Annotated in this window: 24 protein-coding genes; 18 read left to right on the top strand and 6 right to left on the bottom strand. The window is 73.7% G+C overall.

What is annotated here, in order from left to right; genetic code table 11:
• Nucleotides 1–36 precede the first annotated feature (36 nt).
• Nucleotides 37–1,035, top strand: a complete 999-nt coding sequence (locus ASG88_RS09605) for a GNAT family N-acetyltransferase (RefSeq protein ID WP_056887181.1) — start codon at nucleotides 37–39, stop codon at nucleotides 1,033–1,035.
• A gap of 15 nt (nucleotides 1,036–1,050) precedes the next feature.
• Here ASG88_RS09605 and coaA read toward each other — a convergent pair whose 3' ends face one another.
• A complete protein-coding gene (coaA, locus tag ASG88_RS09610) occupies nucleotides 1,051–2,034 on the bottom strand; it encodes a type I pantothenate kinase (protein WP_056887182.1) in 984 nt (327 codons plus the stop codon).
• Between the two features lie 65 nt (nucleotides 2,035–2,099).
• Between coaA and glmS the strand changes: the two genes are divergently transcribed.
• The 10 genes from glmS to tsaD are packed head-to-tail and all read left to right on the top strand — an operon-like array spanning nucleotide 2,100 to nucleotide 11,332.
• Nucleotides 2,100–3,956, top strand: coding sequence for a glutamine--fructose-6-phosphate transaminase (isomerizing) (glmS, locus tag ASG88_RS09615; protein WP_056887183.1), 1,857 nt, complete (start codon nucleotides 2,100–2,102; stop codon nucleotides 3,954–3,956).
• A 31-nt stretch (nucleotides 3,957–3,987) separates the two neighbouring features.
• A complete protein-coding gene (locus tag ASG88_RS09620) occupies nucleotides 3,988–4,338 on the top strand; it encodes a holo-ACP synthase (RefSeq protein ID WP_056887184.1) in 351 nt (116 codons plus the stop codon).
• A gap of 36 nt (nucleotides 4,339–4,374) precedes the next feature.
• On the top strand, nucleotides 4,375–4,650 hold the full coding sequence (locus ASG88_RS09625; protein ID WP_056887185.1) for a LysM peptidoglycan-binding domain-containing protein: 276 nt from the start codon (nucleotides 4,375–4,377) through the stop codon (nucleotides 4,648–4,650).
• A 42-nt stretch (nucleotides 4,651–4,692) separates the two neighbouring features.
• Nucleotides 4,693–6,060, top strand: a complete 1,368-nt coding sequence (locus tag ASG88_RS09630) for a bifunctional ADP-dependent NAD(P)H-hydrate dehydratase/NAD(P)H-hydrate epimerase (protein ID WP_056887186.1) — start codon at nucleotides 4,693–4,695, stop codon at nucleotides 6,058–6,060.
• Between the two features lie 34 nt (nucleotides 6,061–6,094).
• Complete coding sequence (gene alr, locus ASG88_RS09635) at nucleotides 6,095–7,213, top strand: alanine racemase (RefSeq protein ID WP_056887187.1); 1,119 nt, start codon at nucleotides 6,095–6,097, stop codon at nucleotides 7,211–7,213.
• Complete coding sequence (locus tag ASG88_RS09640; RefSeq protein WP_056887188.1) at nucleotides 7,210–8,292, top strand: alpha/beta fold hydrolase; 1,083 nt, start codon at nucleotides 7,210–7,212, stop codon at nucleotides 8,290–8,292. Before alr ends, ASG88_RS09640 begins: the two co-directional genes overlap by 4 nt.
• Nucleotides 8,289–9,182 carry a tRNA (adenosine(37)-N6)-threonylcarbamoyltransferase complex ATPase subunit type 1 TsaE gene (gene tsaE, locus ASG88_RS22595; protein WP_157559654.1) on the top strand — a complete coding sequence of 298 codons (894 nt, stop codon included), beginning with the start codon at nucleotides 8,289–8,291 and terminating at the stop codon, nucleotides 9,180–9,182. The genes ASG88_RS09640 and tsaE overlap by 4 nt, the downstream gene beginning before the upstream one ends.
• Before the next feature lie 13 nt (nucleotides 9,183–9,195).
• On the top strand, nucleotides 9,196–9,834 hold the full coding sequence (gene tsaB, locus ASG88_RS09650) for a tRNA (adenosine(37)-N6)-threonylcarbamoyltransferase complex dimerization subunit type 1 TsaB (protein WP_056887189.1): 639 nt from the start codon (nucleotides 9,196–9,198) through the stop codon (nucleotides 9,832–9,834).
• Complete coding sequence (locus ASG88_RS09655) at nucleotides 9,831–10,289, top strand: GNAT family N-acetyltransferase (RefSeq protein ID WP_056887190.1); 459 nt, start codon at nucleotides 9,831–9,833, stop codon at nucleotides 10,287–10,289. The genes tsaB and ASG88_RS09655 overlap by 4 nt, the downstream gene beginning before the upstream one ends.
• Complete coding sequence (gene tsaD / locus ASG88_RS09660) at nucleotides 10,286–11,332, top strand: tRNA (adenosine(37)-N6)-threonylcarbamoyltransferase complex transferase subunit TsaD (protein ID WP_056887191.1); 1,047 nt, start codon at nucleotides 10,286–10,288, stop codon at nucleotides 11,330–11,332. Before ASG88_RS09655 ends, tsaD begins: the two co-directional genes overlap by 4 nt.
• A 12-nt stretch (nucleotides 11,333–11,344) precedes the next feature.
• On the opposite strand, the gene ASG88_RS09665 is transcribed toward tsaD, so the two are convergent.
• Nucleotides 11,345–12,862 carry a hypothetical protein gene (locus ASG88_RS09665; RefSeq protein ID WP_056887192.1) on the bottom strand — a complete coding sequence of 506 codons (1,518 nt, stop codon included), beginning with the start codon at nucleotides 12,860–12,862 and terminating at the stop codon, nucleotides 11,345–11,347.
• Nucleotides 12,862–13,287: a hypothetical protein gene (locus ASG88_RS09670; protein ID WP_157559655.1), complete on the bottom strand. Its 426-nt coding sequence runs from the start codon at nucleotides 13,285–13,287 to the stop codon at nucleotides 12,862–12,864. The genes ASG88_RS09665 and ASG88_RS09670 overlap by 1 nt, the downstream gene beginning before the upstream one ends.
• A gap of 192 nt (nucleotides 13,288–13,479) precedes the next feature.
• Between ASG88_RS09670 and ASG88_RS09675 the strand changes: the two genes are divergently transcribed.
• Complete coding sequence (locus ASG88_RS09675) at nucleotides 13,480–14,061, top strand: hypothetical protein (RefSeq protein WP_056887194.1); 582 nt, start codon at nucleotides 13,480–13,482, stop codon at nucleotides 14,059–14,061.
• 8 nt (nucleotides 14,062–14,069) lie between these two features.
• Complete coding sequence (locus ASG88_RS09680) at nucleotides 14,070–14,675, top strand: hypothetical protein (RefSeq protein ID WP_235534788.1); 606 nt, start codon at nucleotides 14,070–14,072, stop codon at nucleotides 14,673–14,675.
• Nucleotides 14,676–14,679: 4 nt separating this feature from the next.
• Here ASG88_RS09680 and ASG88_RS09685 read toward each other — a convergent pair whose 3' ends face one another.
• On the bottom strand, nucleotides 14,680–15,915 hold the full coding sequence (locus ASG88_RS09685) for a hypothetical protein (RefSeq protein WP_056887196.1): 1,236 nt from the start codon (nucleotides 15,913–15,915) through the stop codon (nucleotides 14,680–14,682).
• The gene (locus ASG88_RS09690) at nucleotides 15,912–16,490 is read right to left on the bottom strand and encodes a SigE family RNA polymerase sigma factor (RefSeq protein ID WP_235534789.1); all 579 of its coding nucleotides are present in this window, start codon (nucleotides 16,488–16,490) and stop codon (nucleotides 15,912–15,914) included. The genes ASG88_RS09685 and ASG88_RS09690 overlap by 4 nt, the downstream gene beginning before the upstream one ends.
• 134 nt (nucleotides 16,491–16,624) lie before the next feature.
• On the opposite strand from ASG88_RS09690, the gene ASG88_RS09695 reads away from it, so the two are divergent.
• From ASG88_RS09695 to ASG88_RS09705, 3 genes are read left to right on the top strand one after another with little or no spacing between them, the layout of a single operon-like run.
• Entirely contained in the window at nucleotides 16,625–17,710 is a 1,086-nt protein-coding gene (locus ASG88_RS09695; protein ID WP_056887198.1) for an S-(hydroxymethyl)mycothiol dehydrogenase, read from the top strand.
• Nucleotides 17,710–18,321: an MBL fold metallo-hydrolase gene (locus ASG88_RS09700; RefSeq protein ID WP_056887199.1), complete on the top strand. Its 612-nt coding sequence runs from the start codon at nucleotides 17,710–17,712 to the stop codon at nucleotides 18,319–18,321. Before ASG88_RS09695 ends, ASG88_RS09700 begins: the two co-directional genes overlap by 1 nt.
• A gap of 40 nt (nucleotides 18,322–18,361) precedes the next feature.
• The gene (locus ASG88_RS09705; protein WP_056887200.1) at nucleotides 18,362–20,143 is read left to right on the top strand and encodes a glycoside hydrolase family 3 protein; all 1,782 of its coding nucleotides are present in this window, start codon (nucleotides 18,362–18,364) and stop codon (nucleotides 20,141–20,143) included.
• On the opposite strand, the gene ASG88_RS09710 is transcribed toward ASG88_RS09705, so the two are convergent.
• A complete protein-coding gene (locus tag ASG88_RS09710) occupies nucleotides 20,140–21,345 on the bottom strand; it encodes a class I SAM-dependent methyltransferase (protein ID WP_056887201.1) in 1,206 nt (401 codons plus the stop codon). The genes ASG88_RS09705 and ASG88_RS09710 overlap by 4 nt on opposite strands.
• A gap of 62 nt (nucleotides 21,346–21,407) precedes the next feature.
• On the opposite strand from ASG88_RS09710, the gene ASG88_RS09715 reads away from it, so the two are divergent.
• Both ASG88_RS09715 and groES read left to right on the top strand, forming a co-directional pair.
• On the top strand, nucleotides 21,408–22,424 hold the full coding sequence (locus ASG88_RS09715; protein WP_157559656.1) for a hypothetical protein: 1,017 nt from the start codon (nucleotides 21,408–21,410) through the stop codon (nucleotides 22,422–22,424).
• 187 nt (nucleotides 22,425–22,611) lie between these two features.
• The gene (gene groES, locus ASG88_RS09720; RefSeq protein ID WP_056887203.1) at nucleotides 22,612–22,905 is read left to right on the top strand and encodes a co-chaperone GroES; all 294 of its coding nucleotides are present in this window, start codon (nucleotides 22,612–22,614) and stop codon (nucleotides 22,903–22,905) included.
• Nucleotides 22,906–23,036 lie beyond the last annotated feature (131 nt).

Genomic DNA, 23,036 nt, shown 5'->3' on the forward strand with positions numbered 1-23,036 from the left:
GTGCCCGCTGAGCGCCGCTGCCCTAGGGTCGCGGCCGTGACCATCGAGATCCGCGAGATCGACCCGAGCGACGAAGCCGCGCTGCGCGCCTGGTGGGAGGTCGGCGCCGCCGCCACGGCCGAGCGCCCCGGCCACCCGTGGCCCCGCTGGGAGGTCAGCCGTACGGCGCTCCCGGCTGACAACCCCGAGCGCGACACCGTGTTCCTCGGCGCCTTCGACGGTGACCGGATGGTCGCGTCGGCGCTCCTGCTGGCTCCGGTGCAGGAGAACCTCCACACGGCCGTGCTCGACGTCTACGTCCCGCCGCCCCGGCGACGCGATGGCCTCGGCACGCTCCTGCTGGCCGAGGGGGAGTCCCGGGCCACAGCCCTGGGTCGGACCACCCTCCAGGCCGAGGGCTACGTGCCGCCGGGGGAGACCGGGCCGGCCGAGCAGTTCGCCCTCGCCCGGGGATTCGTCGTCGCGAGCCGGGAGGGCTTCAAGGAGCTGGCGCTGGCGTCGTACGCCGCGCGCCGTCCCGCCCTCGTCGCGTCCGTCGGGTCCCGAGCCAACGACTACACGGTCGTCACCTTCGACACGGTCTGCCCGGACGAGCACGTGGAGTCCTTCGGGCGGCTCCTGGGGATGCTCATCTCCGAGATCCCGCTGGGCGACCTCGACCTCGAGGACTCCGAGTGGACCCCGGAGCGGCTGCGTGCCGCCGAGCAGCGCCAGGTGGACATCGGCCGCCACGTCCTCACCGCCCTGGCGATCGCGCCGGACGGGTCGGTGGCAGGCTCCAGCGACGTCCGCGTCAACGACGCCGACCCCACCCACGGACAGGTCGGGATCACCCTCGTCGACCCCGCGCACCGCGGACACCGCCTGGGGCTCGCGCTCAAGGTCGCCACCCACGACCTGCTCGTCGCGACCTACCCGCAGTGCGCCACGGTCGACACCTGCAACGCCGAGGTCAACACCCACATGAACGCCGTCAACGAGGCCCTCGGCTACCGCAGCATCGAGACCCTGCTGGAGCTCCAGAAGGTCCTCTGAGCCGCCCTCGCAACGTCAGAGCTTGCGCAGCCGCACGTAGCGCACGGAGTGGTCGGAGTCCTTGCGCAGCACCAGGGTGGCCCGGGCGCGCGTGGGGGCGACGTTCTCGAGGAGGTTGGGGCCGTTGATGGCGTCCCAGATGCGGCCGGCCTCGGCGGTGGCCTCGTGCTCGGAGAGCATGGCGTACTTACGGAAGTAGGAGAGCGGGTCCTGGAACGCCGTCTCGCGCAGCCGCAGGAACCGCTCGACGTACCAGCGCTTGATGTCGCCGACGGCGGCGTCGACGTAGACGGAGAAGTCGAAGAAGTCGCTGACGGCGAGCCCGGCCTTGCCGTCGTCGCGCACCCGCGCGGGCTGGAGGACGTTGAGGCCCTCGATGATCACCACGTCGGGGCGCTTGACCACGACCTTCTCGCCCGGGACCACGTCGTAGACCAGGTGGGAGTAGATCGGGGCCTCGACCTCGTCCTTGCCGGACTTGATGTCGACGACGAAGCGCATCAGGGCCTTGCGGTCGTAGGACTCGGGGAAGCCCTTGCGGTGCAGGATGCCGCGGCGCTCGAGCTCGGCGTTGGGGAGCAGGAAGCCGTCGGTGGTGACCAGCGCGACGTTGGGGTGCTCGGGCCAGTGGGCCAGCATCTGCTGGAGCACGCGGGCGGTCGTGGACTTGCCGACCGCCACCGAGCCGGCGAGGCCGATGACGAACGGCGTGCGTGGCGGCTGCTGGCGGTGCAGGAACTCCTCCTGCTCGCGGTGCAGCCGACCGGCCGAGGCGACGTACAGCGAGAGCAGGCGCGAGAGCGGCAGGTAGACCTGCTCCACCTCGTTGAGGTCGAGCGCGTCGCCGAGGCCGCGGAGCCGGCCCACCTCCTCGGGGGAGAGGGGGTTCTCGGTCTCCCGCGCCAGCGCGGCCCAGGCCGACCGGTCGAGCTCGACGTAGGGAGAGGTCTCGCTCGCACCGGGGAGACCCTCCCGCTCAGCTGCTCCGGCGGCGGACATGCGCAGGATTGTTGCACCGGCGGCGGATGCGCTGGGGACCGGCACGCTTGCGTAGACTCCGGCCCATGTGTGGAATCGTTGGCTACGTCGGTGACAAGCAGGCGCAGGGCGTCGTGATCGAGGGCCTCCGGAGGCTGGAGTACCGCGGCTACGACTCCGCCGGCATCGCGCTCGTCGACACCTCCGAGGGCGCCGGACGGATCGCCTCCGACAAGCGCAAGGGCAAGCTGGCCAACCTCGAGAAGGCGATCGCCGAGACCCCGCTGCCCGCCGCCACCACCGGCATCGGCCACACCCGCTGGGCCACCCACGGCGCCCCCAACGACGAGAACGCGCACCCCCACCTGGGCCGCACCGGCCGGGTCGCGGTCGTGCACAACGGCATCATCGAGAACTACGCCTCGTTGCGCACCGGGCTGGAGAACGCCGGCCACGAGATGCTCTCGGAGACCGACACGGAGATCGCGGCGCACCTGCTCGAGCTCGAGGTCCAGGGCGGATCCGACCTCACCACCGCCATGCAGCACGTCTGCCAGCGCCTCGAGGGTGCCTTCACCCTCGTCGCCGTCGACGGCCAGGACCCGTCCCGCGTGGTCGCCGCCCGCCGCAACTCCCCGCTCGTGGTGGGGCTGGGCGAGGGCGAGAACTTCATCGGCTCCGACGTCGCGGCCTTCATCGAGCACACCCGCGAGGCCCTCGAGCTCGGCCAGGACCAGGTCGTGACCATCACCCGCGAGGGCGTCGAGGTGACCGGCTTCGACGGCTCGCCGGCCGAGGGCGAGCGCTACCACGTCGACTGGGACCTGTCGGCCGCCGAGAAGGACGGCTACGACTGGTTCATGCGCAAGGAGATCTTCGAGCAGCCCCGCGCCGTGGCCGACGCCATGCTCGGCCGGCACGACGGCAGCGGCAGGCTCCAGCTCGACGAGGTCCGGATCTCCGAGGACGAGCTGCGCACCGTCGACAAGATCATCATCGTCGGCTGCGGCACCGCCAACTACGCCGGCCTCGTCGCCAAGTACGCCATCGAGCACTGGACCCGCATCCCCTGCGAGGTCGAGCTCGCCCACGAGTTCCGCTACCGCGACCCGATCCTGACCCGCGACACGCTCGTCGTCGCGATGAGCCAGTCGGGCGAGACGGCCGACACCCTGATGGCGATCCGGCACGCCCGCGAGCAGGGCTCCCGGGTGCTGGCGATCTGCAACACCAACGGCTCCACCATCCCGCGCGAGTCCGACGCGGTGATCTACACCCACGCCGGCCCGGAGATCGGTGTCGCGTCGACCAAGGGCTTCCTCACCCAGCTCATCGCCTGCTACCTGCTGGGCCTCTACCTCGCCCAGGTGCGCGGCACGAAGTTCGGCGACGAGATCTCCCAGGTCGTCGACGAGCTGGCCAAGATGCCCGCCCACGTCCAGACGGTGCTGGACCGCGCCGAGGAGATCTACGCGCTGGCCGCCCAGCACGCCGAGACCCGCTCGGTGCTCTTCCTCGGCCGCCACGCCGGCTTCCCGATCGCCCTCGAGGGTGCGCTCAAGCTCAAGGAGCTGGCCTACATCCACGCCGAGGGCTTCGCCGCCGGCGAGCTCAAGCACGGTCCGATCGCCCTGATCGAGGACGGGCTGCCGGTCTTCTGCATCGTCCCGCCCCGCGGTCGCGACGAGCTCCACCAGAAGATGGTGAGCGCGATCCAGGAGATCCGCGCCCGGGGTGCGCACACCATCGTGCTGGCCGAGGAGGACGACGAGTCGATCACGCCGTACGCCGACGTGCTGATCCGGCTGCCGAAGGTCCCGACCCTGCTCCAGCCGGTCGTGTCGGTCGTGCCGCTCCAGCTCTTCGCCTGCGAGCTCGCGACCGCCATGGGCCACGACGTCGACCAGCCGCGCAACCTGGCCAAGTCCGTCACGGTCGAATGACCCACCGGACCGGCGCGCGCGTGATCGTCCGATGATCGTCGGCGTCGGCATCGACGTGGTCGACCTGGACCGCTTCGAGGAGTCGTTGCAGCGCACCCCCGCGCTGCGCGAGCGACTCTTCACCCCCTCCGAGGCGTCGCGCCCGCACGCCTCGCTGGCGGCGCGGTTCGCGGCCAAGGAGGCCATCGCCAAGGCGCTCGGTGCCCCCGTCGGCATGGCCTGGCACGACGCCGAGATCGTCTCCGAGGAGACCGGTCGGCCGCGCTTCGAGATCCGCGGGACGGTGCTCGCGCAGGCCGAGGCGCTCGGCGTCCGGCACGTCCACGTGTCCCTCTCGCACGACGCCGGGATCGCCTCCGCCGTGGTGGTCCTCGAGGGCTGAGGTCCGACCCCGGCGTGCTGGGGCTACGGTGACGCCATGGGCTTCCTGGACTCCGTCAAGAACGCGCTCCGGGGAGCCGTGGCCGCCCCGCCCCCGCAGGCCGAGCGGACGCCCGAGGACGCCCCCGACGAGGTGCCGGCCGAGGTCCCCGTCGAGCCGGCGTACGAGACCTACACGGTGCGCACCGGCGACACCCTCGGCGACATCGGCGCCCGCCACGGCGTGACCCGCGACGAGCTCGCCCGGCTCAACGGCATCGACGAGCCGGACCTGATCTTCCCCGGCCAGGAGCTCCGCCTCCCCGCGAGCTGACGGACGCAGGGCCGGGCCCCGGCCAGCCGCTAGCGTGGCGGCATGCGCCGTGCCCACACCGTCCCCCAGGTGCGCGACGCCGAGGCCGACCTGATGAGGTCGCTGCCCGACGGCGTCCTCATGCAGCGCGCCGCCACCGGCCTCGCGCACGCGGTCCTCGACCTGCTCGGCGGCGGCTACGGCCACCGCGTCCTGCTCCTGGTCGGGTCCGGGGACAACGGCGGCGACGCGCTGCACGCCGGGTGCGCGCTGCTGCGTCGCGGCTCGCGGGTCGCGGCGGTGCTCCTCGGTGGCAGCCACCACGAGGAGGGGCTGGCCGCGTTCACGGCGGCAGGGGGGAGCGTGGTGGACGACGTCGCCGACGCGCCCCGCCCCGACGTCGTGGTCGACGGCATCGTGGGCATCGGCGGACGGCCCGGGCTGCGGCCCGAGGCGGTCGCGGCGCTGGCCGCGCTGTCCGGTGTCCCCGTGGTGGCGGTCGACGTGCCCTCCGGGGTCGACGTGGACACCGGTGAGCTCGACGGGCCGCACGTGGTCGCGGACCTCACCGTCACCTTCGGCACGCACAAGGTCGCCCACCTCGTGGGCCCCGCGGCCGGCGTGTGCGGTGCGGTGCACCTCGTCGACCTCGGCCTCGAGCTGCCGCCCGCCGTCGCGGAGTCCCTCCAGCCCGAGGACGTCGCCGCCCTCGTGCCCCGCCCGGGCCCCGACGACCACAAGTACACCCGCGGCGTGGTCGGCGTTCGCGCCGGCTCGGAGACCTATCCCGGAGCCGCGCTGCTGTGCGTCGCCGGTGCCTCCAGCGGCCTGGTCGGGATGGTCCGCTACGTCGGCAGCGCCGCCGACCGGGTCCGGGTCGCCCACCCGGAGGTGGTCGGCGACGGTCGGGTCCAGGCGTGGGTGGTCGGCCCCGGTGGCGGGGACGAGGCGGCCGAGCAGCTGGCCGCCGTCGTCGGCAGCGGCGTACCCGTGCTCGTGGACGCCGACGGGCTCGCCCACGTGCGGCCCGGGCAGGCCGCCGTGCTCACACCGCACGCCGGGGAGCTGGCCCGGATGCTCGACACCGCCCGCGAGGACGTCGAGGCCCGTCCGCTGGCCCACGCCCGCCTCGCCGCCGAGCGGTACGACGCGGTGCTGCTGCTCAAGGGCCGCCACACGCTCGTGGTGGCGCCGGACGGGCGGACACGTGTCACCACCACCGGGCTGCCCTGGCTGGCGACCGCCGGTGCCGGCGACGTCCTGTCCGGCCTGATCGGCGCGTTGCTGGCCGCCGGTCTCGATCCGTGGGACGCCGCGTCGGTCGGCTCCTGGCTGCACGGCGCCGCCGCGACGCTGGCGTCGGGCGGCGGACCGCTGGTGGCGGGCGACGTAGCGGCGGCGCTGCCCGCCGTGGTGCGGTCCCTGCCGTGACCGGTGTCGGGTGACGGATGGAAGAATTGCCGCCATGCCCGCCCGTGCCGAGATCGTCGTGGACCTCGCGGCGATCCGTCACAACGTGCGCCTGCTGCGGGAGGTCGTCGGTCCGGGCGTCGCGATGATGACCGTGGTCAAGGCCGACGGCTACGGCCACGGGATGGTGCCGGTCGCCCGGGCCGCGCGCGACGCCGGCGCCGAGTGGCTGGGCGTCGCGACCGTGGACGAGGCCCTCGCGCTGCGGGCCGCGGGGGACACCGGACGGGTGCTGTGCTGGCTCACGGTCCCCGGGGAGGACTACGCGGCCGCGGCCGCCGCGGACCTCGACGTGACGGCATACTCCACGACCGAGCTCGACGAGATGGTCGCCGCCGGGGTGGCCCGCGTCCAGCTCAAGGTCGACACCGGCCTGTCCCGCGGCGGCGCGGCCCGCGCCGACTGGGAGGACCTCTTCGCCCACGCCCGCGGCCTCGAGCTCGACGGCCGGGCGCGGATCACCGGCGTCTGGTCCCACTTCGCCGCCAGCGACGACCCCGACCACCCCGCGAACGCCGCCCAGGAGGCGGCCTTCGCCGAGGCCCTGGCCCTCGCGGCGTCGGCCGGACTGGATCCGGAGGTGCGTCACCTGGCCAACTCCGCCGCCGCGATCCTGCGACCCGGCTCCCGCCACGACCTGGTGCGGTGCGGCATCGCGACCTACGGCCTGGACCCGGCGCCGGGCGTGCCCCACCACCTCGACCTGCGACCGGCCATGACGGTCCGCGCCGACCTGGCGCTGGCCAAGCGGATCCCCGCCGGCGCCGGTGTCTCCTACGGCCACACGTGGGTCGCCCCGCAGGACACGACGGTCGGTGTCGTCCCCGCCGGGTACGGCGACGGCGTCCCGCGCGCCGCCGGCAACCGGGCCGAGGTCTGGGCAGGCGGCGCGCGCCGCGCCGTCCGCGGCCGGGTCTGCATGGACCAGCTGGTCATCGACCTCGGTGACGACACCCTCCGGCCCGGCGACGACGTCGTCCTCTTCGGTCCGGGCACCGCGGGGGAGCCGACCGCCCAGGAGTGGGCCGAGGCGCTCGACACCATCAACTACGAGATCGTGACGCGGGTCGGCGGGCGTCTGGCCCGCCGCCACGTGGACGGAGGAACCGCATGAGCGGCGCACGAGGATCCATCGGCCGCAAGGTCATCGGCGCCGCCGCCGGAGCCGCCGGCCTCGCCGCGGCCGGCGCGGCCGTCGGCGTCGTCGCCCACCGCGCCCGCGTGATCGCGCGGCGCGACGGCGACCAGACGCCGTTCGGCTCGCTGCGCTCGACGCCCCTGCACGTCATCGCCGACGACGCGGTCGACCTCTACGCCGAGATCGACGAGGTCGACCCCGCGCAGCACCACCGGCTCGCCACCGGGGACCTGACCGTCGTGTTCATCCACGGCTACTCGATGCACATGGACTGCTGGCACTTCCAGCGCGCCGGCTACCGCGGCCAGGTGCGGACGGTGTACTACGACCAGCGCTCCCACGGCCGGTCCGCGCGCTCCTCGGAGGAGAACGCCACGATCGACCAGCTCGGCAAGGACCTGCTGAGGGTCATCGAGCAGACCGCCCCCGGGCCGGTCGTGCTCGTCGGGCACTCGATGGGTGGGATGAGCATCATCAGCCTCGCCCAGCAGCACCCGGAGCTCTTCGGTGACCGCATCGTCGGCGCCGCGCTCATCTCCACCACGGCCGGCGGGCTCGACCCCGGCCGGATCCTCTTCCCGATGCTGCCCCTCGGCCTCGGGGGTCGCTTCGTCGGACGGGCCGTGCGCACCCTCGACCGCGGGCACCGGATCGTCGACCTGGCCCGCAAGTGGGGCCACGCGGTCGCCGACGTCGTCACCGAGCGCTACGCCTTCGGCGACGAGGTCCCCGCGCACTACGTCGAGTTCCTCTACGACATGCTCAACGACACGCCCTTCGCCGTGGTCGCCGACTTCTACCCGGCCTTCGCGTCCCTCGACCACTTCGACCACGTCGAGGTCCTCGGCAAGGTCCCGACCGCGGTCATCTGCGGCACCGACGACAAGGTGACCAGCATCGGCCACAGCCGCAAGCTGCACGCGCGCATCCCCGGCTCGAGCCTGCTCGAGTGCGAGGGAGCCGGACACATGGTCATCCTCGAGCGCCACGAGGACGTCAACGCGGAGCTCGACGACCTCATCGAGCTCGCCCTGGCGCGGGTGGAGGCCTCGTGAGCCGTGCGGACGTGACCGTGCGACGGGTCGGACCCGAGGCCGCCGCCGACGTCCTGGCCGTGGTGCAGGCCGCCTTCGGTGCCCGCCCGCCGCTGGACCCGCCGGCCGACGCGATGGCCGACACCGAGGAGACCGTCGCGGCCGACCTCGCGGCGTACGGCGGGCTGCTGGCGACCCTCGACGGCCGGCCGGTCGGCACCCTGGTCTTCAAGCCGTTGCCCGAGGCGTTCTACCTGCGACGTTTCGGGGTCGTGCCCGACGCCCAGGGCCACGGTGTGGCCGCCGCCCTCGTCGACGCCGCCGTCGCCGCGGCGATCGGCCACGGGTGCGTCGGCGTGCTGGCCCGTGAGGAGCTGCCCGCGACGATCAGGTTCTGGGAGCGGCACGGCTTCGAGGAGGCCGACCGTCGCCCGCCGTACGTCGAGCTGCGCCGCGCGCTTCCGACGTCGTACGACGCCCCGGACGCCGACGCCATGCGCGACCTGGGCACCCGGGTCGGCGCCGCCCTGCGGGCCGGGGACCTCGTCGTGCTGACCGGCGAGCTGGGGGCCGGCAAGACGACCTTCACCCAGGGCCTGGGTGAGGGGTTGGGCGTGCGCGGCGGGGTCACGTCGCCGACCTTCGTCATCGCCCGGGTGCACCCGTCCCTGGTCGAGGGGCCCGACCTCGTGCACGTCGACGCCTACCGGCTCGGCGGCATCGAGGAGCTCGACGACCTCGACCTCGACACCTCGCTGGACACCGCGGTCACCGTCGTCGAGTGGGGTGCCGGGCTGGCCGAGGCCCTCGCCGAGCAGCGCCTCGACGTCATCATCACGCGTGCCCTGGCGGACGAGGTGGGGGTCGACGACGCCGACCCTCGTCGTGTCGAGCTGCGCCGGGTCGTCTGAGTAATCTCGCACCGTGCTCCTCGCCTTCGACACCGCCACCCCGTTCGTCACCGTCGCCCTGCACGACGGTGAGGACGTGGTCGCCGAGCGCTCCTCCGACCTGCCGATGAAGCACGGCGAGCAGCTCGCCCCGCTGATCGAGGCGGTGCTCGCCGACCGCGGCCTCGTGCGCCAGGACCTCACCGCGATCGCCGTGGGAGTCGGCCCCGGGCCGTTCACCGGGCTGCGCGTCGGCCTCGTCACCGCCCGCACCCTGGCCATGGTCCTCGAGCTGCCGGTCTACGGCGTCTGCACCCTCGACGTGCTCGCGATCGAGGCGGTCGACTCCGGCGCGGTCGGGGAGGACTTCCTCGTGGCCACCGACGCCCGGCGCAAGGAGGTCTACCTCGCGTCGTACGACGCCGACGGCGGTCGCCTGTCGGGTCCCGAGGTCCTCCGGCCGGCGGACGCCGCGACCGGACGACCGGTGGTCGGGGAGGGGGCGCTGCTCTACCCGGAGGCCTTCCCCCGACCGGTGGGTCCGGCCCGTCCCAGCGCGGGCTGGCTGGCCCGGGTGGTGGCCGAGGAGCGGGCCGAGCTGCTCGATCCCGACCCGCTCTACCTGCGCCGCCCCGACGCGGTGGTCAACGCCGCACCCAAGCGGGTGCTGTGAGGATCCGGCTCGCCACGCCGGACGACGTCGCGGCCCTCGCCGACCTCGAGCGCGAGGTGTTCGGCGGCGACGCGTGGGACGCGCAGGCCCTGGTCGCCGAGCTCGAGGGCCCGGGCCGTCGCGTCGTGGTCTCCGACGCACCGTCCGGGGAGCCGGCCGGGTATGCCGTCTCGATGACGCTCGGCGACATCGTCGACCTGCAGCGGATCGTCGTACGCCCCGAGCATCGCCGTGGCGGGCTCGCCACCGCCCTCCTCGAGGACCTCCTCGCGCACACCGGGGCCGCCGACCGGATGCTGCTCGAGGTGAGCGAGGGCAACGGGGCCGCGGTGGCCTTCTACGCGGCGCACGGCTTCAGCCGCATCGACGTGCGGCCGCGCTACTACCGCGACGGGTCGGACGCCCTGGTCCTGCAGAGGGACCTGCCGACCGGGTCGGGGACAATGGCGCCATGAGTGACGCACCCCTCGTGCTCGGCATCGAGACCTCCTGCGACGAGACCGGCGTCGGCATCGTCCGCGGCACCACCCTGCTGGCCGACGCCGTCGCCAGCAGCGTGGACGAGCACGCCCGCTTCGGCGGGGTCGTGCCCGAGGTCGCGAGCCGGGCGCACCTCGAGGCGATGGTGCCGACCATCGAGCGGGCCTGCGAGACGGCCGGGATCGCGCTGCGCGACGTGGACGCGATCGCCGTCACCAGCGGGCCGGGACTGGCCGGTGCCCTGCTCGTGGGGGTCGCGAGCGCCAAGGCGCTGGCCCTGGGGCTCGGCAAGCCGTTGTACGGCGTCAACCACCTCGCCGCGCACGTGGCCGTGGACCAGCTCGAGCACGGGCCGCTGCCCGAGCCGTGCCTGGCCATGCTCGTCTCGGGCGGCCACTCCAGCCTGCTGCGGGTCGAGGACGTGACCACGGGCGTCGAGCCGCTCGGCGCGACCATCGACGACGCGGCCGGCGAGGCCTTCGACAAGGTGGCCCGCCTGCTCGGGCTGCCGTTCCCCGGCGGCCCGCACATCGACCGCGCGGCGGCGAGCGGCAACAGCGTCGCCATCGACTTCCCGCGCGGGCTCACGGCCCGGCGCGACATGGAGCGGCACCGGTTCGACTTCTCCTTCAGCGGGCTCAAGACCGCGGTGGCCCGCTGGGTGGAGACCCAGCAGCGCGCCGGCGTCGCCATCGATGTCAACGACGTCGCCGCGTCCTTCCAGGAGGCGGTCTGCGACGTGCTGACCCGCAAGGCCCTCGACGCGGCGGTGACCCACGGGATCGAGGACATCCTCATCGGCGGCGGGGTCGCGGCCAACAGCCGGCTGCGCGCGATGGCCGTCGAGCGCGCCGAGGCGAAGGGCATCCGGGTGCGGGTGCCGCGCCCGGGCCTGTGCACCGACAACGGCGCCATGGTGGCCGCCCTGGGAGCCGAGCTCGTGCAGAGAGGTCGAGCGCCGTCGGCGCTCGACCTCCCTGCAGACTCGTCCCAGCCCATCACCACCGTGGTGGCCTGAGCCTCCTGGCTCTCAGTCGAGCACGCCCGTGCCGGCCGACTCGTCGCCCAGCCAGTCCTGCTCGTAGACCAGCGCGTCGCGCTGCTCGGTGCGCTCGTCGCTCAGCTTGTTGGCGCCACGCGTGCCGGCGGCGGAGCCGTTGCTCCCGCGCCGGAACAGGCCCCGGCCCTTGCCGGAGCCCTTGGCCTGGCCGGAGCCGTTGGCCGCGGCACCGGAGCGCCCTGCCGCGCCGGAGGAGCGTCCGGCGGCACCCTTGGCGCCGGCCGACCCTGCGGAACGAGGGCTGGAGCCGGACGACCGGGTGCCCGCGCCGGCCGCCTTGGCGCTCGAGCGGCTGCCGGCGCCGGCGACACCCTTGGCACCGGCGGCGCCCCGCGGGCCTCCCGCAGAGGCCCCGCGGGCCCCGCCGGGCGCGGTGCCCCGCGCGGGACTGCCGGCACCCCGGGCGCCCGACGAGCCCGCGCCCCGGCTCAGCGAGCCCGGACCGGAGGGACGCGTCGTGGCACCGATGCCCTTGACGCCTGCGCTGCGCAGCGGGGCGGCCGGAGCCGAGCCCCGCATGCCCGCCGCGCCGGCCGCGCCACCGGCGAGACCGCCCGCAGCCATCCCGGCACCACTGACACCGCCACCACCGCCCCCGGCGGGGCCGCTCGGGGCCGAGCCGGAGCCCGGCGAGCCGGGGGAGTACTGGTAGCCACCGTCGGTGCCACCGGCCACGTTGGTACCGGGCTGGTAGCCCGGGACCTGTGGCGGGTTGTACGTCGGGTGCTCGGTCGGGTTCGGGTTCGGGATCGGGTGCGGCGTCTGTGTCGGCGGGTCGATGTGCGTCGGCGGCACTGGCTGGTCGGGGTCGCGCGGACGGTCGGGGTCGCGCGGCTCGGGCGTGCCCGGCGTGCCGGGAGTCCCGGGCGTGGTCGGCGAGATGGGTCCGGTCGGTGACCCGGGAGTGGTGCCACCGGGCGGGGGGACGTCGACCGGGCCCTCCGGGTCGGGCTCGCCGTGGATCTCCTTCATCACCTGGGTCGCGGCGGCGTACTCCGTGTCCATGTGCTGGAGGGCGAGCCGGGCGTTCTCCTCGTAGCGCTCCTCGTTGGCGATGTAGGTGTTCACCTGGGCGTTGTAGGTGCCCATCGCCGTCTCCTGCGCGGGAGTCGGCTGGGTGCCGGGGGACGGGCCCGTCGGCTTGGTGGGCATCTGGTTCATCGGACCGGACAGCAGGATGCCGTTGTGGGTCTTGGTGGCCTCGATCGCGGCGGCCTGCGCCACCCCGATCGCGTCCGCACCCTTGCGCATGTCGGCGGCGTCGAGGTCGAGCTTGTCGCTGATCGAGTTGAACTTCGCGACCATCGCGTCGCCGGCCTGGCCCTCGATCTCGCTCTTCACCTTCTTGCCGCCGTTGCGGATGCTCTCGGAGACGCGGTCCAGCAGGCTCGCGTGGGAGCTCCAGTTGAGCGACGCGGCGGTGAGGGAGTCGGCGTCCGCGGTGGACAGCGCCTGCTGGAGCTGGTTGCGGTAGTGGCGGCTGACCATCAGGCGCTCCCGGAGGGGTCGGTGGGCTGCTGGGACGGCGGCGTGTGCCGGTCGCCGTCCATCTGGTCGACCGCGAGCTGGGTGCGCTGCAGCAGGGCCTGGGCGGCGGCCTCGGAGTCGGCGTCGGCGGCCGACAGCTCCCGGTCGAACTGCTTGATGGCACCGCCGGTCTCCTGGAGTCCGGCCACGGCCTCCACGACGGCGTTCTCGAGGGCGAGGTGCGCCTTCTCGGTGTGCGAGCCGAGCACCTGCGCGCTGGCGCTGCCGCCGTACCAGGTGCCCTTGACGCTGCGGAACCCATCGGGATTCAGGTCGCCGGAGTTCTCCTCGAGGATGGCGACGATCTCCTCGATCACGTCGGGCGGGACCTTGACGGACGTCAGCGTGCTGCGCACACCGCTGATGCCGCCGACGTCGGACAGCACGTGGACCATGGTGGGCCTCCCCTTGGCTTCCATGTGGTGGACAAGATGTGTGGGCGGCTTGCGCCGCGACCACGCTCGTTCCCCGGGACGACACGCCCCAAACGTGGGGCGCGGAAATTCAGGTCATAGTCTGCAGCACACCTCACCATCGTCGTCTCGGAAGGCGAGAAACACGTGCGCACACGATCGGGCGTGGCTGCTGCCGCTGCCGTCCTGACCCTCCTCCTGGCCTCGTGCTCGGACTCCGACGAGCCGTCGGGCGCCGCGCCCGACGCGGGCGCGTCCGAGTCCGCGCCGCCCGAGTCCCCCGAGGAGCAGCCCAGCGAGACCGAGCCGACCGAGACGACTCCCGCGGTCGAGCCGGCGACCGGTCCGGCGATCGGGGTGAAGGGCCTCGAGGTCCGCGCGCCGGAGGGCTGGATCACCACGGAGCCGCTCGCCATCCAGCAGTCCGCCGGACCGCCGGACGTCATCGGCTCGATGATCTCGGTCTTCCGCTTCCCCAACAGCGGGCTCTTCACCGTCGACGAGCTCGGTGACGAGGAGGTCTCCGACATGGGGGCCCGGTCACGACGGCGCGACGACGTCGAGCTGGACGGCGAGCCGTTCTACCACCTGACCGGCACCCTCGAGCCCGGCCTGTACGCCGAGCGGTTCGGCACGATCGCCGGTGACGACCGGCTCTCGGTGCAGTTCGAGTTCGGCAACGGGCAGGGCCGTGCCGAGCGCGACGAGATCATCGAGAGCGTGCTCGCGACCGTGCAGGTCGGGTGACGATCGTGGTGCGTGTCCCGCGCGCGGGATCGTGGCCGCGAGCGGCGACGGGTGCCGCCGGCCTCGTCCTGGTGCTGGCCGGGTGCGGCTCCGGCCCGGAGGGCGGCGACGGTCCGGCCGACACGGACGCTTCACAGTCCCCGACAGCACCGGGGTCGTCGAGCCCCACGGGGGAGCCCGAGTCGACGCCGACGGTCGCTCCCGCCACGGGGCGGGTGCTCAAGGTGAAGGGGATGAGGGTCAACGCGCCCGAGGGGTGGGAGACGACGATGCGGGTGGCTGTCGGTCACGGTTCCTTCCCCCCGGGACAGGTGGGCACGACGGCCGGCGTGGTGCGGTTCCCCAACTCGGGGCTCTTCACGATCGAGGAGATCGCGGACGAGGAGGTCGCCGACCTGGGCAGGGGCGGCAAGCGCCTCGACGACCTCGAGATCGACGGCACGCAGGTCTACCACCTCGTCTGGACGGACGAGAAGGGCGTCGAGGTCGAGCGGTTCGCCACCATCGCCGCGGACCAGCGGGTCGCGCTGGTGTTCACCTTCGCCAACGGTGAGAGCCGGGCCGAGAAGGACGAGATCATCGAGAGCATGCTCGCCACGATGCAGCTCGGCTGACTCCTCAGCCGTAGGGGTTGGTCGGGAACCAGAACGCGGTGCTCATCTGGACGGGCTCGGGACCGGCGACCCGCTCGACCCGGCCGTCGATGGTGGCTCGGACGACGTACTGGTCCGCGCCCTGGGTGACCGTGGCCAGCAGGGTCGTCGCGTCCTCCCAGACGACGTCGCCGACCGCGGCCGCTGTCCGGGCGGTGCGGCCGCTCACGAAGTCGACGACGGGCTCACCCGTGGTGGCGTCGAGGATGGCGACGTTGGGCGACCCCAGGCCGTCCGAGTAGTCGGCCAGCCCGACGACGAAGCGGCCGTCGGGGCTGAACGCCCCGAGCGAGAAGTCGCAGGTCTCCCAGACCAGCGCCCCCGACCCCGAGAGCGGGTCGACGACGCCGGAGCAGGAGTCGTCACCGAGGTACTGCGTCTGCCCGGCGACCAGCCCGGTCACCGACGAGCTGTCGGCGAGCCAGTTGAAGCCGTCGAAGGGGGTGATGGTGCCGTCGCGCTCGACCACCGAGAAGGTCTGGGAGGCGTTGGCGGGCTCGGTGGTCGAGAGCACCACCGCGCCGTCGGGGAGGAACCCGACCGGACGGGTGAGGAAGCGCGGGCCACCTCGGGCGACGGGGATCGAGCTGGACTCTGCGGACGCGTCGCTGGGAGCGACGCGCAGGGTCCACTGGGCGACCCCGTCGAACTCCACCCAGGCGACCTCGCTGCCGTCCTCGCTCACGGCGAGGTCGCTCGACTCGGCAGCCCCGTCGGCCTGCTGGAAGTCGGAGGTGAGGACGACGACGCTGTACGACGTGCGACTGTCGCCGGTGGGGAGGAGGGCGATCCAGCCCTCGCCGTACGGCGTGATCTGGGGGTAGGCCTCCGGCAGGTCGTAGGTGGCCGCCGGGGTGACCAGCTGCTCGGCACCGATCGCGACGTACGGTGCCCGAGCGGCGGCACCCTCGGGGGCGGAGCGCGGGTCGAGCGGCACCGGGTCCTCGATCGGGGTGGGTGTGTCGACGGGCTGCGGGTCGACGACCCGGTCGTCCCCGCCGGTGGGCAGCAGGGACAGCGGCAGCACGACCGCGGCGACGGCGGCCGCGGCCGCCAGTCCCACGGCGGTATGGCGGCGGCGGCGGATCGTCGTGGCGCGCCCGCGGACGCCCGCGAGGTCGAGCGGGGTGTCGTGGAGCGCGTCGGCGCGGCGGTGCAGGGTCTCGCCGAGCTCGCGCGCCAGGTCCTGGTCGTGGGTCATCGCTCCTCCTCCCGGGGGTCGGTGTGGCGCGGGTCGAGGCTGCGGGGGGCCCGCTCGCGCAGGCCGGCCAGCGCGCGGCTGGCCTGGGACTTCACGGTCCCGGTCGAGATGCCCATGACGTCGGCGATCTCGGCCTCGGAGAGGTCCTCGTAGTAGCGGAGCACCAGCACGGTGCGCTGCTTGGGCGGGAGGGTCTGCAGGTAGGACCAGAGCGCGGCCCCGAGCCCGTCGTCGTACTCGTCGTGGACCGGTCGCTCGGGCACCTCGTCGGTGGCGTGCTCGCGGCGCTTCCACGCGCGGCGCCACAGCGAGTTGTGCTCGTTGACCATGATCCGCCGGACGTAGCCGTCCAGCGCACCGCGGTCGCGGACCTTGTCCCACGAGAGGTAGAGCTTGGCCAGGGCGGTCTGCAGCAGGTCCTCGGCCGCGGCGCGCTCGCCGGTCAGGAGGTAGGCCGTGCGCAGGAGGGCGGCCTGGCGCGCCGCCATGTACGACGAGAACTCCTCGTCCCTGCTGCTGGTCCTGTTGCTGTGGGGCAACGCGTCTCCCGTGAGGACGTCCGATGCACTGCTCACCGACTCACCTCCCATCCAACCGTGTGCGGGCAGTCGTGTGGAGGACGCCTCCGGGGTGACGCGGGTTGCATGCGGTTTGCAAGGCTTGCGAGGCTCGCCCCACACCACACCGCACCGACTCACCAGGAGTGCACATGCAGCAGGTCAAGGCCGTCGTCGCGAAGGCCAAGGGAGCACCCGTCGAGGTGGTCACCATCAACGTGCCCGACCCGGGTCCGGGCGAGGCGGTGGTGAAGGTCCAGGCGTGCGGGGTCTGCCACACGGACCTCCACTACCGGGAGGGCGGGATCAACGACGACTTCCCGTTCCTGCTGGGCCACGAGGCCGCCGGCGTCGTCGAGTCGGTGGGGGAGGGCGTCACCGGCCTCAAGGCGGGCGACTTCGTCGTCCTCAACTGGCGCGCCGTGTGCGGCAGCTGTCGCGCGTGCGACCGCGGCGAGCCCTGGTACTGCTTCGCCACCCACAACGCCACCCAGAAGATGACCCTGGAGGACGGCACCGAGCTGACCCCCGCGCTGGGCATCGGCTCCTTCGCGGAGAAGACGCTCGTCGCCGCCGGCCAGTGCACCAAGGTCGACCCCGCGGCCCGACCCGCCGCGGTGGGCCTCCTCGGCTGCGGCGTGATGGCCGGCCTCGGCGCCGCGATCAACACCGGCAACGTGACCCGCGGCAAGTCCGTCGCGGTCATCGGCTGCGGCGGCGTCGGCATGGCCGCCATCGCCGGCTCCGCGCTGGCCGGGGCGTCGACGATCATCGCCGTCGACATCGACGACACCAAGCTCGGCTGGGCGCGCGACATGGGCGCCACCCACACCGTCAACTCCCAGGAGTCCGAGCCCGTCGAGGCGATCCAGGCCCTCACCGGCGGCAACGGCGCCGACGTCGTGATCGACGCGGTCGGTCGTCCCGAGACGTGGAAGCAGGCGTTCTACGCCCGCGACCTGGCCGGCACGGTCGTGCTGGTCGGCGTACCGACCCCGGACATGACGATCCCCGAGATCCCGCTCATCGACGTCTTCGGACGCGGCGGGTCCCTCAAGTCCAGCTGGTACGGCGACTGCCTGCCGTCACGGGACTTCCCGATGCTGGTCGACCTCTACCAGCAGGGGCGGCTCGACCTGGATGCCTTCGTCACCGAGGAGATCTCGATCGACGACGTCGAGGCGGCGTTCGACAAGATGCACGGCGGCCAGGTGCTCCGCTCGGTGGTGACGTTCTGATGGGCGGGCTGCGGGTGGACCACGCGGTCGTGTCCGGCACGTTCTCCCTCGACGGCGAGGTGCACGAGGTCGACAACAACATCTGGGTGGTCGGCGATGACGAGGAGTGCGTGGTCATCGACGCGCCCCACGACGTCGACGCCATCCTGGACGTGGTCGGCGGGCGGCAGGTCAAGGCGATCCTGCTGACCCACGCCCACGACGACCACTGCCGCGTCGCGCCGGCGCTGCGCGAGCGGGTCACGGCACCGATCCTGCTGCACCCCGACGACCGGCCGCTGTGGGAGCTGACCCACACCGACGAGCTGTGGGACATGGACCTCGAGGACGGCCAGTCCATCAAGGTCGCCGGGGCCTCGCTCAAGGTGCTGCACACGCCCGGGCACGCGCCCGGCGCCGTCTGCGTCTACGTCCACGACCTCGATTGCGTCTTCACAGGCGACACTCTCTTCCAGGGTGGACCGGGAGCCACGGGACGGTCCTACAGCGACGCCGACGTCATCCAGGAGTCGATCCGCCGCCAGCTGTTCCGGTTGCCCGACGACACCGTCGTCCACACCGGGCACGGCGACGACACCACGATCGCCGCCGAGCGTGAGGCGCTGGCCTGACGGATTGGAGGCGCAGCGTCCCGGCTGGAAGACTGCCGGGATGCTGCGTCGCGTCCTGCCCCTCGTGCTCGCGCTGGGGCTGACCGCCTCGGCGTGCAGCGGCGACCCGGCGGCCGACGAGCCCGCGACCCCGGCCGGCGAGCCGACCGCCGCGGCCCCGACCCCGCCCACGCCGGCCGAGCGCCTCGGCCTCGTCGAGGGCTGGGGTCCGACGCAGGCCGAGCTGGAGCGGGCGGCCCGGCTGGTGGGCCGGATGTCGCTGCCCGACCTCGCCGGGCAGGTGATCGTGGCCGAGTGGCGGGGCACCGCGGCCCCCGTGCAGATGGTCCGCCAGCTGCACCTGGGCGGGGTGATCGCCTTCTCCGACAACGTGGCGTCGACCGGCCAGATCCGGACCGTCAACGCCACCCTGGAGCGCGCCGTACGCCGCCCGTGGCCGCTCTTCCTGTCCGTCGACCAGGAGGGCGGCATCGTCGAGCGGGTCAAGGGTGATGCCACCCGCTTCCCGACCTTCATGTCCGCCGGTGCCGCGGGTGACCCGCAGGTGACCACGGCCGCCCACCGCGCCAGCGCCGCCGAGCTGCGGGGCCTCGGCTTCGACGTCGTGTTCGCGCCGGACGCCGACGTCACGTCGGGACCGGGTGACCCCACCATCGGGTCTCGGTCGGCGGGCTCGGACCCGGAGGTGGTGGGCACCCACGTGGCCGCTGCCGTCGAGGGGATCGAGCAGGCCGCGGTCGTGCCGGTGCTCAAGCACTTCCCCGGGCACGGCTCGGTGCCGCAGGACAGTCACCTCACGCTGCCGGTGCAGACGCGCACCCGCAAGCAGCTCGCCGCCGTCGACCTCGCGCCCTTCGCCGCCGCGGTCACCGCCGGCGTCCCGGCCGTGATGGTGGGCCACATCGACGTGAGGTCGATCGATCCGCGGGTGCCCTCCTCGATGTCGCGGGAGGTGGTGACCGGGGTGCTGCGCGAGCAGCTCGGCTTCGAGGGCCTCGCGGTCACCGACTCGCTGTCGATGGCGGGCGTCGAGCGGGAGTACGACGCCGCGCGCTCGGCCGTCGAGGGGCTCCGTGCCGGCAACGACGTGCTGCTCATGCCGCCCTCGCCCGCGGCCGCCCGGGCGGGGATCGTGCGCGCCGTGCGGACCGGTCGCCTGCCGCGCCGCCGGCTCGAGCAGGCGGCGGCGCGGATGATCGCGCTGCTCCAGCACTCCGAGGGCACTCCCGCCCAGCAGCGGGGCCGCCCGCCGGGTTCCGGCCGCACCGCCTCGCGGGCCCTGAGCGCCGCGGCGATCACGAGCGTCGCGGGCGCGTGTCGCGGCCGGTTGGTCGGGCCAGCCGTCACGCCGGTCGGCGACCCGGTGGCGGTGGCCAACTTCGCCGGTGCCGCCGGTGCGGCGGGGATCGAGGTGCTGACCCGCCGGGCCGCCCCGGCGTCGCTGGTGACCGCGGAGCCGGCCCTGAAGCGGGCGAAGAAGGAGAAGGCCAAGGCGTTCGAGCGCCGCCGCAAGGCCTGGCGGGCCCGGGAGAAGCGCCGCGTCGCCGCCCTCGCGCGGTGGACCGCCGCCGAGGACCGCCGACTGGCCCGCGGCACCCGGATCGGCTTCAGCGGGTTCCAGGACGCGACGTACGACGGGGCGGTCGCCGTCGCGACCAACACGCCGTACGTCCTCGGCACGGTGGGAGCGCCGGTGCGGCTGGCGACCTACGGGGACACCCCCGGCGCCATGTCCGCCCTCGTCGACGTGCTCCTCGGGCGGGCCGAGGCCCCGGGCCGGCTGCCGGTCGAGGTCGCCGGCGTCGAGCGGCCCGGCTGCTAGAGGGGCTCCACCAGCAGCGCCGTGCCGGCACCCGCGACGCGGGTGAGGACCAGCGTCCCCTCCTGGTCCCCGGACAGCGAGAGCCGCTTGCGCAGCTGCTCGGGCACGACGTCGACGCCGCGCTTCTTGATGGCCAGCCGGCCGATGCCGCGCTCGCGCAGCGCCGCCTTGAGCTGCTTCTCCCGGTAGGGGAGCTCCTCGAGGACCCGGTAGGACCGGGCGAACGGCGTCTGGAAGGCCGCGTCGCCGGTGACGTAGGCGATGTGCTCGTCCACGAGCCCACCGCCGACCCCGGCGGCCACGGCGGTGACCAGCCCGGCCCGGATGACCGCGCCGTCGGGCTCGTAGAGGAACGCGCCCACCGCGCGCACCGGGCGGGGCTGCCCGGCGTACGGGTCGTCCTCGTCGGTGAGGGTGGCCAGCCCGCCGGCCGCCTGTCCCGGGCGCGTCGACGGGATGACCGTCGCGCGCCGCCGGGTGGTGGCGAGCCGCGAGGACCAGAGAGCGGCCTCCTTGACCTCCCCGCCGTCGCTCACCCACTCGGCCTCGACGTCGTCGGGGAGCATGGCGTGCGGGATGCCCGGGGCGACCTTGACGACGGCCGTCCCGGTGAGGAGGTCCAGGACGAAGGGCCACGGCGGGGTCCACCCCTCGGCGTCGAAGACCCGCCCCCGTGCGCCACGGCGGGCCGGGTCGGCGAAGACCGCCCCGAAGCCGCGCACGTCGAGCGTCGTCGCGTCGGCGACCTGGACCGCGCCGGGCAGGCCGAGGGCGTCGAGGTTGGCCTGGGCGAGGGCGACCCGCAGCGGGTCGAGGTCGACGCCCGCCGCGGTGAGGCCGGCGCGGGCGAAGGCGAGCAGGTCGCCGCCGATGCCACACCCGAGGTCAAGGACGCTGGCCGGCCGGGCGGCGGCGAGGCGGGCGGCACGGTGCTCGGCCACGCGGAGGCGGGTCGCCTGCTCCAGCGCCTCGGGCGTGAAGAACATCAGCGGGGCGAGGTCGCCGAACTTGGCGACCGCGCGAGCGCGGAGCTGCACCTGGGTCGTGGCCGCGGCGGCCCGGTCGGGATCCGGCTCGATCCGGCGGACCGCGGTCGCAGCGCGCACCGGGTCACCGCCATGATCGACCCATGCATGGGTCGCCTCCTCCAACAGCCGCCGGCCGGCATCGGTCTGCAGCCAGGCCAGCGTCTCGAGGTCCACACGTGCATCCTGTCAGGCGGGTCGGTCCCACTCGCCGGCCCGGACGTGGCAGGTTCTCCTTCGTGCGCAAAGTGCTGATCGTCCTCGTGCCGCTGCTGCTCATCGCCGCCCTGGCCGGCGCCGGCGTCTGGCTGTCCCAGCGCGAGGAGCCGGCCACCGCGGCCGGCACGCTCGTGGACCAGCAGGTCGACGGGCTCCTCGTGGGTCGCAGCACCGACGTGCGCGTCCCGTGGGGCCGGCTCCAGGTCACGACGACCGAGCCCGTCGACACCGTCGAGGGCGACGACGGCACGCTCGAGGGGTCGTTCATCGGGATCCAGGTCGAGCTGCGCGACACCGAGGACTCGGTCCCGGTCGACCGGCTGCCCGACGCCTCCTTCCTCGACCCGGTGTTCAGCGTCGTCGCCGACGACGAGGCGTGGGAGCTGCCGGCCCTGTCCGGCTGGGCGGACGGTGCGGAGGTCGAGCCCGGAGCCCGTCGCCAGTACGTCGCAGTGCCGCAGGACGCCGAGGAGGTCACCGTCACCATGGAGTACGACGGTGTCACCCAGACCATCGACGCCGCCACCGCCGACGTCACCATCGGGGACGCGGCCCCGCTCTACGACGCACCGTTCCCCGCCCCGGGCGGTCCCTGCGGCGACCAGCTCTGGAGCACGGGTGCCTCGGCCGTGGACGATGCCGTGTCCGGGTGCTTCGTCCGCTCCGCGGCCACGCGCCCGTACGTCGCGGGGCTGGGCTGGGCCCCGGAGGACTCCCGCTGGCTCGTGGTCACCGTCGTGCCGGGTGCGCCCACCGCCTTCGAGGGTCGCCGCGGGACCTACGAGGTGCCGGCGTCGGGTGTCGAGACGTCGTACGGCCTCGGCTTCGAGGAGCCCGTCGAGGTGTACGCCGCCAACGACCTGCTCCCCGACTCCGCCGAGCCCGACCCGCTCGACCCCCAGGTGGTCGTGTTCGAGGTCCCCGCCGACCGGGGACCCGGCCAGCTCGACATCCGGAGCCGGCTGACCGGCGAGCTGCAGGACGGGCGCAGGACCCGCACCGCCCGCGCCCTGGTGGTCCAGGGCGCGTTCGTCTGACGCCTCCCGCTAGCACTCGGCTTGGGGGAGTGCTAGCGTCTGACTTGGCACTCTCGCCCTGAGGGTGCCAGTGCTTGCGACGACGTGCGACCCCCGCGACGGCGTACGGCAGAGCAAGCCCCAACGTGCGAGAGCAATCGCTCTCGAGTCCGTCTCGACCAACGTGGAAAGTGGAGGTTGATCCGAAGTGTCGGTCAACATCAAGCCCCTCGAGGACCGCATCGTCGTCCAGCCGCTCGACGCCGAGCAGACCACGGCCTCCGGCCTGGTCATCCCGGACACGGCCAAGGAGAAGCCCCAGGAGGGCGAGGTCCTGGCCATCGGCCCGGGTCGCATCGACGACAACGGCAACCGCGTCCCGCTGGACGTGGCCGTGGGCGACAAGGTCATCTACAGCAAGTACGGCGGCACCGAGGTCAAGTACGCCGGCGCCGAGTACCTCATCCTCTCTGCCCGCGACGTCCTCGCCGTCGTTTCCTGACGCACCTGGCATCCCGGCTGGCGGCGTTGCTCGCCGCTCGGCGACCGCTCCGCTCCAAGGTCGCCTTTGCGGCGGCGCCTTGCCAGCCGGGCGCCAGGCACGTCAGGACCCGAAACCTTCCAAGGAGCACC

This window comes from Nocardioides sp. Soil777 (assembly GCF_001428425.1).
Classification (GTDB): Bacteria; Actinomycetota; Actinomycetes; order Propionibacteriales; family Nocardioidaceae; genus Nocardioides; species Nocardioides terrigena.

Coding starts and splice junctions, on each gene's coding strand:
- coaA (WP_056887182.1), bottom strand. CDS start 2,034: ATGTCCGCCGCCGGAGCAGCTGAGCGGGAGGGTCTCCCCGGTGCGAGC.
- glmS (WP_056887183.1), top strand. CDS start 2,100: ATGTGTGGAATCGTTGGCTACGTCGGTGACAAGCAGGCGCAGGGCGTC.
- ASG88_RS09620 (WP_056887184.1), top strand. CDS start 3,988: ATGATCGTCGGCGTCGGCATCGACGTGGTCGACCTGGACCGCTTCGAG.
- ASG88_RS09625 (WP_056887185.1), top strand. CDS start 4,375: ATGGGCTTCCTGGACTCCGTCAAGAACGCGCTCCGGGGAGCCGTGGCC.
- ASG88_RS09630 (WP_056887186.1), top strand. CDS start 4,693: ATGCGCCGTGCCCACACCGTCCCCCAGGTGCGCGACGCCGAGGCCGAC.
- alr (WP_056887187.1), top strand. CDS start 6,095: ATGCCCGCCCGTGCCGAGATCGTCGTGGACCTCGCGGCGATCCGTCAC.
- ASG88_RS09640 (WP_056887188.1), top strand. CDS start 7,210: ATGAGCGGCGCACGAGGATCCATCGGCCGCAAGGTCATCGGCGCCGCC.
- tsaD (WP_056887191.1), top strand. CDS start 10,286: ATGAGTGACGCACCCCTCGTGCTCGGCATCGAGACCTCCTGCGACGAG.
- ASG88_RS09665 (WP_056887192.1), bottom strand. CDS start 12,862: ATGGTCAGCCGCCACTACCGCAACCAGCTCCAGCAGGCGCTGTCCACC.
- ASG88_RS09685 (WP_056887196.1), bottom strand. CDS start 15,915: ATGACCCACGACCAGGACCTGGCGCGCGAGCTCGGCGAGACCCTGCAC.
- ASG88_RS09695 (WP_056887198.1), top strand. CDS start 16,625: ATGCAGCAGGTCAAGGCCGTCGTCGCGAAGGCCAAGGGAGCACCCGTC.
- ASG88_RS09700 (WP_056887199.1), top strand. CDS start 17,710: ATGGGCGGGCTGCGGGTGGACCACGCGGTCGTGTCCGGCACGTTCTCC.
- ASG88_RS09705 (WP_056887200.1), top strand. CDS start 18,362: ATGCTGCGTCGCGTCCTGCCCCTCGTGCTCGCGCTGGGGCTGACCGCC.